General features: G+C 54.8%; 9 protein-coding genes. 1 reads left to right on the top strand and 8 read right to left on the bottom strand.

The window, feature by feature from the left end:
• Positions 1-71: 71 nt before the first annotated feature.
• The 8 genes from tldD to csrD all read right to left on the bottom strand — a co-directional run bounded on the left by tldD (position 72) and on the right by csrD (position 12,366).
• On the bottom strand, positions 72-1,517 hold the full coding sequence (gene tldD / locus AB4K05_RS00120) for a metalloprotease TldD (protein WP_368478051.1): 1,446 nt from the start codon (positions 1,515-1,517) through the stop codon (positions 72-74).
• Between the two features lie 100 nt (positions 1,518-1,617).
• Positions 1,618-5,418 (bottom strand): AsmA2 domain-containing protein YhdP, encoded by a 3,801-nt coding sequence (yhdP, locus tag AB4K05_RS00115; protein WP_368478050.1) that lies wholly within the window; start codon positions 5,416-5,418, stop codon positions 1,618-1,620.
• A gap of 33 nt (positions 5,419-5,451) precedes the next feature.
• Positions 5,452-6,921 carry a ribonuclease G gene (rng, locus tag AB4K05_RS00110; RefSeq protein ID WP_368478049.1) on the bottom strand — a complete coding sequence of 490 codons (1,470 nt, stop codon included), beginning with the start codon at positions 6,919-6,921 and terminating at the stop codon, positions 5,452-5,454.
• On the bottom strand, positions 6,911-7,504 hold the full coding sequence (locus AB4K05_RS00105; RefSeq protein ID WP_368478048.1) for a nucleoside triphosphate pyrophosphatase: 594 nt from the start codon (positions 7,502-7,504) through the stop codon (positions 6,911-6,913). The genes rng and AB4K05_RS00105 overlap by 11 nt, the downstream gene beginning before the upstream one ends.
• A 7-nt stretch (positions 7,505-7,511) precedes the next feature.
• Positions 7,512-8,000 carry a rod shape-determining protein MreD gene (mreD, locus tag AB4K05_RS00100; RefSeq protein WP_052283997.1) on the bottom strand — a complete coding sequence of 163 codons (489 nt, stop codon included), beginning with the start codon at positions 7,998-8,000 and terminating at the stop codon, positions 7,512-7,514.
• Positions 8,000-9,007, bottom strand: a complete 1,008-nt coding sequence (gene mreC / locus AB4K05_RS00095; RefSeq protein ID WP_368478047.1) for a rod shape-determining protein MreC — start codon at positions 9,005-9,007, stop codon at positions 8,000-8,002. Before mreC ends, mreD begins: the two co-directional genes overlap by 1 nt.
• A gap of 68 nt (positions 9,008-9,075) precedes the next feature.
• Positions 9,076-10,119 carry a rod shape-determining protein MreB gene (gene mreB / locus AB4K05_RS00090; protein ID WP_000913396.1) on the bottom strand — a complete coding sequence of 348 codons (1,044 nt, stop codon included), beginning with the start codon at positions 10,117-10,119 and terminating at the stop codon, positions 9,076-9,078.
• A gap of 306 nt (positions 10,120-10,425) precedes the next feature.
• Positions 10,426-12,366 carry an RNase E specificity factor CsrD gene (csrD, locus tag AB4K05_RS00085; RefSeq protein ID WP_368478046.1) on the bottom strand — a complete coding sequence of 647 codons (1,941 nt, stop codon included), beginning with the start codon at positions 12,364-12,366 and terminating at the stop codon, positions 10,426-10,428.
• 218 nt (positions 12,367-12,584) lie between these two features.
• On the opposite strand from csrD, the gene AB4K05_RS00080 reads away from it, so the two are divergent.
• The gene (locus tag AB4K05_RS00080; protein ID WP_368478045.1) at positions 12,585-13,559 is read left to right on the top strand and encodes an MDR family oxidoreductase; all 975 of its coding nucleotides are present in this window, start codon (positions 12,585-12,587) and stop codon (positions 13,557-13,559) included.
• The last annotated feature ends 6 nt before the right edge of the window (positions 13,560-13,565 follow it).

Below are 13,565 nucleotides of genomic sequence, written 5' to 3'. Positions count from 1 at the left end.
GGGTGCGCAACGCTTACCCGACCTACGCTCGTAGGTCCGATAAGCGCTGCGCTATCGGGTCATTCAGAGGATTACGCCGTACCGCCTACGGTGAGTTTATCCACCTTCAGCGTTGGCTGGCCCACGCCAACCGGCAGGCTCTGGCCTTCTTTGCCACACACGCCTACGCCGTTATCCAGCTTCAGATCGTTACCGACCATCGACACCTGCTGCATGGTTTCAATACCAGAACCAATCAACGTCGCGCCTTTCACCGGCTTGGTGACCTTACCGTTTTCAATCAGGTAAGCTTCTGAGGTGGAGAAGACAAACTTACCGGAGGTGATATCCACCTGGCCACCGCCAAAGTTTGGCGCGTACAGACCGTACTCAACGGACTCAATAATTTCCTGCGGCGTCGATTTCCCCGCCAGCATATAGGTGTTGGTCATACGCGGCATCGGCAGGTGCGCATAAGACTCACGGCGGCCGTTACCGGTCGGCGCCACGCCCATTAGACGCGCGTTAAGCTTGTCTTGCATGTAGCCTTTCAGGATGCCGTTTTCAATCAAGGTATTGTACTGGCCCGGCGTTCCTTCATCATCGATAGCCACGGAACCACGGCGGTCCGCCATCGTGCCGTCATCGACAATAGTACACAGCTCAGACGCGACCAGTTGCCCCATCTGACCGCTGAATACCGAAGTACCGCGACGGTTAAAATCACCTTCTAGACCGTGGCCCACCGCTTCATGCAGCAGCACGCCAGGCCAGCCTGCGCCCAGCACCACCGGCAGCGTACCGGCCGGGGCTGCAACCGCCGACAGATTCACCAGCGCCATGCGCACCGCTTCTTTCGCCCACGCATCGGCACGGACTTCGCCATCGAGGTCGGCGAGGAAATAGTCATAGCCAAAACGGCCGCCACCGCCGCTGGCACCACGCTCGCGCTTGCCGTCATCTTCTACCTGCACGCTTACCGACAGGCGCACCAACGGGCGAACGTCGGCGGCCAGCGTACCGTCGGTTGCGGCCACCAGAATCAGTTCATAGACACCGGTCAGACTGGCGGTCACTTCCTGCACGCGTTTATCAGCAGCTCGCGCTACGCGGTCAACGCGGCGCAGAATGTCCAGCTTCTCTTCACGGGTCATGCTTTGCAGCGGATCGAGCGTGGTATACAGTGGTGAATATTCCACAGCACCGAGAGTTTGTACTTTACCATTGCCGCTATCACGCACGATGGTTCGCGCTGCCTGTGCGCTTTGTTCCAGCGCCAGCAGGCTAATCTGGTCGGCATAGGCAAAACCGGTTTTCTCACCGCTTACCGCACGTACCCCAACGCCCTGGTCGATATTGTAAGAACCATCTTTAATAATACGGTCTTCTAAAACCCAGGATTCGTGATAGCTGGACTGAAAATAGAGATCGCCATAATCAAGACGGCGCTCCGTGAGTTGACCAAGAATGGCAAACAGATCCTGATGATTCAGGCCGTTCGCCGCCAGCAATTGTTCACTTACCAGATTTAGACTCATTATTTCGCTACTCGTTAATGCCCGCGCGCTTTACGCATTTCGGGCCTGCATTCCGGGTGTTTGTGTTATGAGATTGAGGCAATTCAAGGCTTGCGTCAAATCATGGCTTTTTCTCGCTACGCGCCTGGCGCAGCACTTCATTAATTTGTGGCTTATCGATAGGGCCGGTAATGCGATAACGCAGTATCGAGACCTTATTCCACAGTGGCCCCAGCACCTTAGTGGCGGCAAACACCGCCGCACCGATAATCGGGTTCACGGCAAAGGCTGCGGCAACACCAACGGTCGCGGAAATTTCCGGCGCGACAATCGCTTCCATATTCAGTTCACGACGTACGAGGTTAACCGAACCTTTCATGGCAATATCTGCCTCCAGCCCGTCCACCAGCGTATCGTCGGTATTGAGCACGCCGTCTTTGATCCACGCGGTGCTACGAATGGAGTCGAAATAGAAACCTTCGCTAAAGGTGTCACTGAAATCAAAGCGCAGCTTACGCAGGAGCGCATCCACGCTCAGCAAGCGCAGCAACTGCCCGGCATGCCCGGTCGACAGGTCGGTAAACTGCCCTTTGCCGATGTGTGATTTGAGGATGCCGTTGAGCGATGCCACATCTGGCTGCCACGGTTTGTCGCGCCAATGTAAATCGTAGTCCACATCAACCGAAGAATCGCGAATCGGTGTGGAAACACCGAAGAAAGTCACCGCGTCGTCAATTTTGTTGCCGTGAATTTTGCCCTTCAGCGAAGTGCGCTGACCGGAAAGTGAGTTGACCCATACGCCGTCAGCGGTCAAACGCCCAAAACCGGTGTCAACGAGGCCATTTGCCAACGTCAGCGTATCGCCTTTAATACTGAAGTCGCCGTCAATCCGACCATACTTCTGTCCCCACAACCAGCATTCGACACAGCGTAGCTGGAGATCTGGCCAGCCATGGAAATCAATCGGGCTACTTACCGGCTGACTGTTTGCCGCCACCGTAGACGTCGCCGCCAGCGGGTTAGCCGATGGATTGTAATAGAGGTAGCGCACTGCAGCCTGCCACGGCTGGGCATCTTTCATCGTCAGGCTGGCATTCACTTCACGCCCCTGAGCCTCAACGCGCGTCCCGCCGGCCGTCGGTTGCGACACGATACTTAAGTTATTCCATTGCTGCCCGGCAAAGGTCAGCGATGGCGTACGCAAAGTGACGTTTTGCGGGAAGGCGGCGGCGGTGCTGACGCCATCTGCCGCGCCATGCTGGAATAGCGCCAGCCACTGTGCACCATCCATCGGCGGCAGATTGAGCTCAATACCCGAAGTTTGTGGCAGCGGTGGAATTGTCCGGCTGTCTGACGCCCAGATAGCGTTCTCCAGCTTCAGCTTATTCCCCAGCAGCCAGCGGCTATTAAGATGGTTGGTCGGCCCCACGTTACCGGTCAGATCGAAACTATGCAGATTACCGTCGACGTTAATTTTCAGCGGCAGTGGCTGACCGGCACGTTTATCCGCCGGCGACGGTAAGTTACTGCTCACATTCTGCAGATCGCCGGTAATACCGACCTTATAAGTGGCGCTGCCGCTGTACGGCAGTTCGATGGCGACGTTACCTTTCCACGGCACGCTACCTTTAAGCGCGTCATTGAGCTGTTTAGGCAGCACGCCCATCCGCGTGGGCTGCCAGTCCGCCTGCAAATTCACGCCAACTTGGTAGGCTTTCGCACCTTCGGTGGTGGTGAAATCAACGTTGAGCGGCTGATTAAACCAAGTCGCCGTGAGCGGCTCACTGGTCAGGTTGCCGTTGTTAAAACTGAATTTGCCTTTCAGGTTGTGCAGCGTGCTGTCCAGCGGCTTAATAAAGAGGCTATTATTGTTTAACGCCACGTTACCGGTCGCGGCGACCAGCTCACCATCCAGCGGGATATTAAGGTGTAAGCGAGCACTCACGTCGCCATCAAGCTGAAGCTCGTCGAGCGTTGCGCCTAACGACTTGTCGAGAGGCGTCTCTTTGAAATACGGGCCAACCGCCTTGCCCGGGCCGTTGATATCGGCATCAATCAGCAATTTCTCTTTGCCATAATCTGGAATTGAAGCATCCAGATTGCGGGCAGTCACGCCACCCAGCATGGCTTTATCGGCCTTCATCCACAGGCCGTTGTTCACAAAGTTCAGCTCAATATCCAGATCGGTCAGCGCAGGCCAGTCCGGCTGGAAAGCAAAGGTGGCCTCGTGCAACGGCACGTAAACCTGGAACTGCCCTTCGTTATGCGGATAGGGGAACAGATGCGGGTTGCCGCCATAAACCAGCGTGGCGTTATCAGCCTTACCGGCTTTTATGGCACCGCTCAGGTAGTCAACCAGCTTGCTACCCATCAAATTTTCCGGGAAGTAACGCCAGGCCTGACCGCCATCATGGGTGCTGATCCCCGCCAGAATCCCCAGCCACGGCTGGTCATCCTTCGGCTGTAAGTAGCGGAAACCACCGGCCGCGCGAACGCCCGTTGCCTGCACGTCGATATGACGGCCGTCCAGCATGAAACCTTTGTCATTATTCACCCAGTTGAGGGTGGCAACGCCGTTGGCGATTTCCAGCGGCGCGCGGAATACGTGCTCATAAGGCATTAATGCCTGCTGCATGTTGACCTGCAGCGAGCCATTTTCAACGCTACCGGCGAGGCTGCCAGAAACGTGTTCCGCACCCGGCAGCAGCTTCCACTGCTTCCAAGCTAGATTTTCCCAACTGGCGTTAAAGCGCGTTTTTGTCGTGTCCTGCAAGGGAATATCCATCGCCAGGGCATCTATCGTTCCGGTAGGCTGAGCGGTGCGCCAGATATCCGTGAACTCAGGCGACAGCTTTTGGGCAATAGGCAGAAGACCGTTCAGCCCTGCCAGAGACAGATGGCTGGCGCGAATGCGTAGCTCGTCGCTGCGCTGATGGTTTGGCCCACCCACTTCCTGAGCCGGGATCCATGCCAACGCCAGTGCGCCCTGCGGCCAAGGCGTATTATCGATAGAGATACGGGTATCGGGAATGCGTAACTCCCAGCCCTCTTTTTCACGTGACAGATGTGCCGTGAGATTATCTACCGCAAGATGGTGCTGCTGCTCGCCCTGCCAGCTCGCTCCGCCTTGCTTCAACAAAACATCGCCGCTGGCTATTTCACCTTTATCCAGCGATGCCCAGCCTTCAAGGCTAAAGCGCGCGCTAGTTAGCGCGATGTTGTCCTGCATCCAGCGCCCGAGCCACGGCTTAACGTCGATATCATCGGCCTGCAGCCATAGACGGCCTTTATTCAGCAGGCCGTTTTCATCACGCAGATCCATGCGCACTTTCATTACCCCATGCTGCCCGGTCAGGCTGGAAAGGCTCAGCTCCCCCTCGGCGCGGTGGCGGTTTTTGTCGTTAACCCAAGTCAGCTGTGGAATCGCCAGCTCAGCGCGCTGGCCGGAAAGGGTGAGGAAACTTAAATGGCTATCGCGCAGGGTAAAGTGGTCAAACTGACGCAGGAACAGATCGCCGACGCGATCGCCCTTCAGGCCATCGCTACCGTTGTTATTTTGCAGCGGAGTATTGGTGTGGATTTGCAGCTGCCAGAAGGTCAGCTCGCGGAACTGCCAGCGCATGTGCAGCAGGCTTTGCCAGACGTCCAGCGCCATAGAGGCGCGTTTGATGGACAACTCGCCGCCATCATTCAATCCGGCTTTAATATCGCGCACATCAAGCGTCGGGCCGAAGTTTTGCCAGTTCGCTTTAATCTGCGAGGCAGATACCGGAAGCCCGGTCGCCGCCTCAATTTTGCTCAACAGCGCCGGACGCCAAGTGTCCAAATGCGGCAAGGCAAGGCGCAGGCCGCTCACCAGCAGCGCAATAATCACTATCAGTGTGGCTACGGTGAGCAGTAAAATCCCCGGCAATCGCCTCACGCATCTCTCCTTGGGTTGCAGCAGGCTGCGTAATTACATCATGACCACGTCAAACTGCTCCGGGTTATAGAGCGGTTCGATCTGGACTTTGACCTGCTTACCAACAAAAATTTCCACTTCCGCTAGCGCGTGGGACTCTTCCCCTTTCAACGTTTCGACAACGGAAGGCGACGCGTACACCAAGAAGCGGTCGGAATCATAGGCGTGATGAACACGAACGATCTCACGCATGATTTCGTAGCACACCGTTTCGACGGTTTTCACCGTGCCGCGACCATGACAGGTTGGGCATTCGGTACACAGCACATGTTCGACGCTTTCACGGGTACGCTTACGGGTCATCTCGACCAGACCCAGTGCGGAAAAACCGTTAACGCTGGTCTTCACGCGATCTTTATTCAGCGCCTGTTCTAATGAGTGCAGCACCCGGCGGCGATGGTCTTCATTATTCATGTCGATAAAATCGATAATGATAATGCCGCCTAGGTTGCGCAGACGCAGCTGACGCGCGATCGCCTGCGTCGCTTCAATATTAGTATTAAAAATGGTGTCGTCGAGATTTCGGTGACCAACAAACGCCCCGGTGTTGATATCAACGGTGGTCATCGCTTCGGTTTGGTCAATAACCAGATAGCCACCTGACTTGAGTTCGACTTTCCGCTCCAGCGCTCGCTGGATCTCATTTTCAACATCGAATAGGTCAAAGATAGGCTGGCGACCGCTGTAATGCTCAAGCTTGCTGGTCATTTCCGGCATATATTCAGCCGTGAATTCCATTAACGCTTCATAGGTCAAACGGGAGTCAACGCGGATTTTATCCAGTTGAGCGTCGGCAAAATCACGCAGCACGCGCTGCGCCAGCGCCAGTTCGCCGTACATCTGGTAGCGGGTCTGGTTGCGTTTTTTACGCTCCATCACCTTGGTCCAGACGCGCTTCAGGTACGCGGCATCAGAGGCTAAGTCCTCCTCGCATACCCCTTCGGCTGCTGTACGAATGATAAAGCCGCCCTGCTCATCACAGTAATCGGCCACCACCTTCTTTAATCGGTCACGCTCGACTTCACTTTCAATGCGCTGCGAAACACCGACGTGCGAGGCACCCGGCATAAAGACCAAGTAACGGGACGGCAAGGTGATATCGGTGGTGAGGCGTGCGCCTTTGGTACCCAGCGGATCTTTTACCACCTGCACCATGAGATCCTGCCCCTGGCGGACCAGTTCTGAAATATCGCGGACGGTGAACTGCTTTTGCTCTTCACCGGCGACACATTCGGTATGCGGCATGATATCGGAGGCGTGAAGGAACGCCGCCTTATCAAGGCCAATATCTACAAAAGCCGCCTGCATTCCCGGCAAGACTCGACTGACGCGACCTTTGTAGATATTGCCTACTATTCCGCGTCGCGCTTCACGCTCAATATGAATTTCCTGCAAAATGCCGCCATCGATATACGCCACTCGCGTCTCCGATGGCGTAACGTTAACTAATAGTTCAGCCGTCATGTTTATCCCTTTTTTCACGTAGCGAGTTAAAGTTACTCAGCAACTCATACGTTTCCACCAGCGGTAAGCCGACTACGGCGTGATAGCTGCCATTAATCTTCCTGACGAAACAGCCACCCAGCCCCTGAATACCGTATGCACCTGCTTTATCTAAAGGTTCTCCGCTCGCGACATACTGTGTAATGTCATCATCCGACAGCGTCCGGAAAGTGACCTCAGTCACGACCAAACAGTCGAGCGTATACTGGCTATCAGCCAGCGCCACGGCGGTCATCACCTGATGGGTATTTCCTGAGAGCATCCGCAGCATGGTGGCCGCATGTGCAGCATCACGCGGCTTCTCCAGCACTTCGCCATTAAGGATGACAATGGTATCCGCCCCGAGCACAGGGAGATCGAGGGACGTTAACGCCACACCCGCCTGAGCTTTTTCACGCGCGAGGCGCCCGACGTACTGCTGCGCCGACTCTTGTGGGCGGCGCAACTCTTCAATACCGGGAACCACTTTCTCAAACGAAATACCTAACTGTGTGAGAAGTTCCTGGCGACGCGGGGAACCTGAAGCAAGATAGAGAGATACCATAACGACCTTATTGAACGGCAAATTGCTGGCGAACTTTACGCATCAGAAGAAATATCCACGGCCAGAGCACGCCGTTTACTACACTACTCCAGAACACTTCAGGTCGGAAAGAGACGTTGATCACTAAAAACTCTGCCCAGAAAACAATAATATCCGTCGCGAGCGAGAGCAACATAACCACCAGCGCCTGTTGCCAGAGCGCGAGGTTACGAAAAAGCTGGTATTTGAGCGCAACCAGATAGGCGACGATACTCAATGACATCGCCCGCACACCAAGCGTTGAACCGCTGATTAAATCCAGTATGGCACCCATCACAAAGCCCGTACCCACATTCACCCGGTGCGGCAGCGCCAGCGCCCAGTAAAGAAGAATGAGCAGGACCCAGTTTGGCCGAAAAACGGTGAGGTCTTCCGGCCATGGCATAACCTGGAGCAGCAGTGCGATAAGAAACGAGAGCCAGATGACCCAGCGTCCCTGGCTGCGATAACTGGCCACTATTGCCCCCTTGTTACGGGTTGTGGCGTAGTCACCGCAGGCGGCGGAGGTGTGATACCGGTAGCCGGCGCGGGCATTTGCGGCCCCATCGTTTCAGGCGATGGCAGAACCTGAGGCATCATCTGCATCAGACGTTCGTTGGCCACACGGTGCACCTCTTCCGGGGTCATTGGATTGGTACCGTTACGGTCAGCTCCCCATAGCAACAGCAGATAGCGCAGACGCTGCAGACCCGCAGTTGGGCGCGCCTGAATCACGGTATATGCGCGCTGGGTATCCAGCTTCACAGAGGAGACAACGCCCACCGGATAGCCTTCCGGGAAACGTCCACCCAGACCAGAGGTCACCAGAACATCGCCAACGCGAATGTCGGTATTGGCCGGTAGGTGCTCAAGCTGCAGATCGTCCGTACAGCCGTTACCGGCCGCAATCACACGGATATCGTTACGCAGTACCTGAATCGGCAACGCATGAGTCGCGTCGCAGATCAGCAACACCCGGCTGGTCAGTTTGGCAACCGCCACAACCTGCCCGACAACGCCTTTATCACTGATAATTGGCTGACCTTCGTAAACGCCGTTAACGCTACCCTTGTCGATGACAACCTGGTCGCTATACGGATCGTTAACCGTTGAGATCACCTGCGTCACCATTTTCTGTTCATCTTGGCGCAGCGGCGAACCTAACAGTTCACGTAAACGGGCATTTTCTTGCTTGTATTGACCCAGCATCAGCAGGTCGCTGTTTTTCAACAACAGTTCCTGGCGTAATGCGCGGTTTTCAAGTTCAAGCTGATCGCGAGAAGCGAGCGTTTGCGAAACGCTATCCAGCAGTTCACGAGGACCATTGGAAACAAAGTAGAAAGGACTGACGGCTGTATCCATGTATGTTCGGATTTGACTGAACATACCGAGGCGGCTGTCGGCGATAATGACACCCAACGCCACCAGCACCGCCAGAATAAGGCGAATCTGCAGCGACGGGCCACGGCTAAAAATGGGCTTCATAGGCTATGCGTATTCTCGTGTCAGTGAAATTGAGGGTAGCCGGGTGGCTACCCCGAACTTCATGCTGACTACTCTTCGCTAAACAAATCGCCGCCGTGCATGTCGATCATTTCCAGCGCCTTGCCGCCGCCACGCGCTACGCAGGTCAGCGGATCTTCAGCAACGACAACTGGAATACCGGTTTCTTCCATTAACAGACGGTCGAGGTTACGCAGCAGCGCACCACCACCGGTCAAGACCATACCGCGCTCGGAGATATCGGAAGCCAATTCTGGTGGACACTGTTCCAGCGCAACCATCACCGCGCTCACGATGCCGGTCAGCGGCTCTTGCAGCGCTTCAAGAATTTCGTTGGAGTTCAGCGTGAAGCCACGTGGAACGCCTTCTGCTAGGTTACGGCCACGCACTTCGATTTCGCGCACTTCATCGCCCGGGTATGCAGAGCCGATTTCGTGTTTGATACGTTCTGCGGTCGCTTCACCAATCAGGGAGCCGTAGTTACGACGCACATAATTAATGATGGCTTCGTCGAAGCGGTCACCGCCGATACGAACGGAAGAGGAGTAAACCACGCCGTTCAGGGAGATGACGGCGACTTCAGTGGTACCACCACCGATATCGACAACCATAGAACCGGTTGCTTCAGAAACCGGCAGACCTGCGCCAATTGCCGCAGCCATCGGTTCTTCAATGAGGAACACTTCACGTGCACCGGCACCCTGAGCTGATTCACGGATCGCACGACGTTCAACCTGAGTCGCGCCAACCGGCACACATACCAGCACGCGCGGGCTTGGGCGCATAAAGCTGTTGCTGTGAACCTGTTTAATGAAGTGCTGGAGCATTTTTTCGGTAACGAAGAAGTCAGCGATAACGCCGTCTTTCATTGGGCGAATAGCCGCGATGTTGCCTGGCGTACGGCCAAGCATCTGCTTTGCATCATGACCAACAGCGGCAACACTTTTTGGTGAACCGGCACGATCCTGACGAATGGCAACCACGGAAGGCTCATTCAATACGATGCCTTGTCCTTTCACGTAAATCAGGGTATTCGCGGTACCCAGGTCAATGGACAGGTCATTGGAAAACATGCCACGAAATTTTTTCAACATACTAGGGGATAATCCTGAAAGCTGGGGCGGAAAAATAAAATCCGCTTACTTTACCAACCACACGTGGCAGCGACAAGGCGCAAAAATCATCTGCAACGGTGAAAATTAGTGCAGTTCGTTACCTTTGTTACAAATCCAACCTGACTCCTTCAGTGCAGGGAGACTCACTGCCGCTCCTTCCTGGATTTGTACCTGTCAAAGGTCGTCACATGCGTGATGCGCAGTTTTTCCGGCGAGCAGACATGCACACTCCCAGAAAAAAAACCGCGCGCGTTATTCTACGTGATAAACACGTTAAACAGCAGGTCAAACCGAATATCTTTGCGAATATTTTTTCACATTTGAGTCAAGTGGCTGTGAGGCGGCAAAAAAATCACCCTGACCGCCGAAAACTCCGCATTCGGTCAGCGCCTGCCACTCACTACGGCTGCGAACTCCGGCGGCGAAAACCTGTATCGATGTTCCTTTACACGCTTCCACCAGACTTTGTACCAGCAGCTGGTTTTGACTCCGTTTTTCAATATTGCGCACCAACACGGGATCAATTTTAATCAGTTCAATCTCGAGCTGCTTAATCCAACTGGTACTGACTAAAGCTAAACCAGCCTGCGTTACCGCCACCCGAACGCCTAATGCATGAATTAAACGCACGACCGGCTGTAGGCGCGTCATATGTTGACAGACATCTACCTCTGCAAGTTCAAAAATAATCCGTCGGCGTTGCGATTTTTCGCACTGCATTAAGGTATCACGCAACCAGCGCTGAAAACGCGGGCGGATAAGCGATTCAACCGTGACTTGGATCGCAAGGTTCTCTTCCGGCCAAAAACTCAGGAACGGGATCAGGCGGCCAATCTGCTGGCGGTCGTACTCTTCGCCCAGCCCGAACTCCAGCACCATCGGCAAATACTCCGCAGCAGTCACCTCTTCTTTGCCATCGAAGATCCGGCACATCAGATCCCGGTGGTGGACTTTGCCATCTGGCATGACCGCCGGTTTCTGGTAAATACGTGGGCCGCCCCGGCTAAGCATCTGTTCAATTAAGGTACGCCAGCGAACGTTACCGCGCCCTTTTTCCGGCAGAGAATCATCATAAATTGCCCAACTGTTGCTGCCTTGTAGGACGGCATTACGCACGGCCGCCTCAGCGTGTTCCATTACCTGTTCGGTGGTCTGTCCGCTACGCCAAGCGCAAATACCGATATGCATCATGTCATCGCGGTCGAGAATTTTCGTCAGCGGCAGACCGTCAATCGCCTTCAACAGTTGCCCGGCGATGCTGTCCGCCTCTTTTAACGTGCGGTGTGGCAGCAGGACGGTAAAGTCGCTGCGACGATAGCGCGCCAGCAGCGCGCCCGGGTAACGCATAATAAAGGTGGAGAGCAGGTTAATCAGGGTGAAGACATGTTCTTCCGCAGCCGCTTGGCCCCAGTTGTCGCGCAGGAAGTCGAAATCAGGCAGGCGGATCATCATCACAATACCGTGGGCACCCACGTTTTCCTGATCATCCAACAGCGTTGCCAGCTGATTATCAAAGAACTGACGGTTGCTGAGGCCCGTTTTCGCGTCTTGGGCGGCGTAGGAACGGATAAGCGTATCAAGGCGGCTTCGCTGTTCACCAGCAAATTGCAATTCAGAAAGGAGCGTATCTAGGGCGCTACTGGTTCTCGTCGGCCACTCATGGATATTCCCTTTCGCCTTCGCGCCGCGATCGCCCTTAAGGATACGGATGGCGCGAAGTTCCAGTAACTCTTCCCCTGCCAATTGCCGGCGTAGCCAGCGCACCGCGATAAACACCACCAGCACCATAAAAGCAATCGTCACGGTGAGTGGCGCGGTGGTCATAAGTGAGCGGAAATAGTTCGCCATCGGGTCCTGATAGACCAGATGGATAGTCATTCCGGGGTGTTTGAGTGATGGCACATCTAATTCACGATACTGATAGTGGCTGCCGACCGGGAGATAGCTACTATTGCGCGTGTGATGAAACAGCGATTTGCCGTTGAGCGTAAAGTCGATACGCACAATATCGAGCGGCACCATGATCTCATCGAGCTGGGAATCCAGCTTATCAAACGAGGTATTAACCAGACGGTTATCCAGTACGGTAGCAACGGCCTGCACGCGATTGGCTATCTTATATTGTATGCCGTTATAAAAACTCAGTGAGGAGCCGATTAACGTTACAAAGATGGTAAGCCCGGTTAAAAGAGCGAAAAAAGCGGAAAACTTCGTCGTTAATCGCATCCTTGAGTTAACTCCGTAGATTAATCATACCCGATAGAATATCGGGAGCTAGCGTCTGTGTCTTACCAGAAGTAAGCACTAACATGTCATACCAGGTCGGCATACTACCAAACCTGGCGGATCTGGCAATTTATTGCGCCAAATCGCCATCAAATGATGATAAACGAGTATAGTCCCAGCTAAATTTTTTCACTATACAGTCCATGTAAGGAAGGGTTATGCAAGCTCTCATCTTAGATCAGCAGGATGGCAAAACCGTTGCCGCAGTCAAAGCCGTAGACGATAGTTTGCTGCCGCAGGGGAATGTCACCGTCGATGTTCAGTGGTCCAGCCTGAACTACAAGGATGCGCTGGCCATCACCGGCAAGGGAAAAATCATCCGTAATTTCCCAATGGTACCGGGGATTGATTTCGCGGGTACGGTTCACACCAGTGACGACGCGCGTTTTACACCAGGTCAACCGGTGCTGCTGACCGGCTGGGGCGTGGGCGAAAACCATTGGGGTGGGTTGTCTAGCCGCGCTCGCGTTAACGCTGACTGGCTGGTGCCGCAACCTGCAGGTCTTGATGGGCGTCAGGCAATGATTATCGGTACCGCCGGTTTCACCGCCATGCTGTGCGTGATGGCGCTTGAAGATGCTGGCGTTCGTCCTGAGGACGGTGAGATTGTCGTGACCGGTGCCAGCGGCGGCGTGGGCAGTACCGCTATCGCGCTGTTACACAAGCTGGGTTACCAAGTAGTGGCGGTGTCAGGGCGCGAGAGCACCCATGATTATCTGCGTGCACTGGGTGCGAACCGTATTCTTGGCCGCGATGAGTTTGCCGAAACCCGACCGTTGGAAAAACAGCTCTGGGCCGGCGCTATCGATACCGTTGGCGATAAAGTGTTGGCAAAAGTGCTGGCGCAGATGAACTACGGCGGCTGCGTCGCGGCCTGTGGTCTGGCCGGCGGCTTTGCCCTGCCAACAACCGTCATGCCGTTTATTCTGCGTAACGTCCGTTTGCAGGGTGTTGATTCCGTGATGACGCCAGCGCCGCGCCGCGCAGAAGCCTGGAAACGATTGGTTCACGATTTACCCGAATCGTTCTTTGAGCAAAGCGCAACGGAGATTGCTCTGGCACAGGCTCCTGAGTTTGCCGACAAGATCATTAACAACCAGATCCAGGGCCGTACGTTGGTCAAAATCGCCTAATATGCA

It is taken from the genome of Kluyvera sp. STS39-E, from assembly GCF_040932435.1.
In the GTDB taxonomy this organism is placed as follows: domain Bacteria; phylum Pseudomonadota; class Gammaproteobacteria; order Enterobacterales; family Enterobacteriaceae; genus Kluyvera.
Note: the sequence above shows the minus strand (reverse complement) of the source record. Positions and strands in the feature narration are given on the sequence as shown.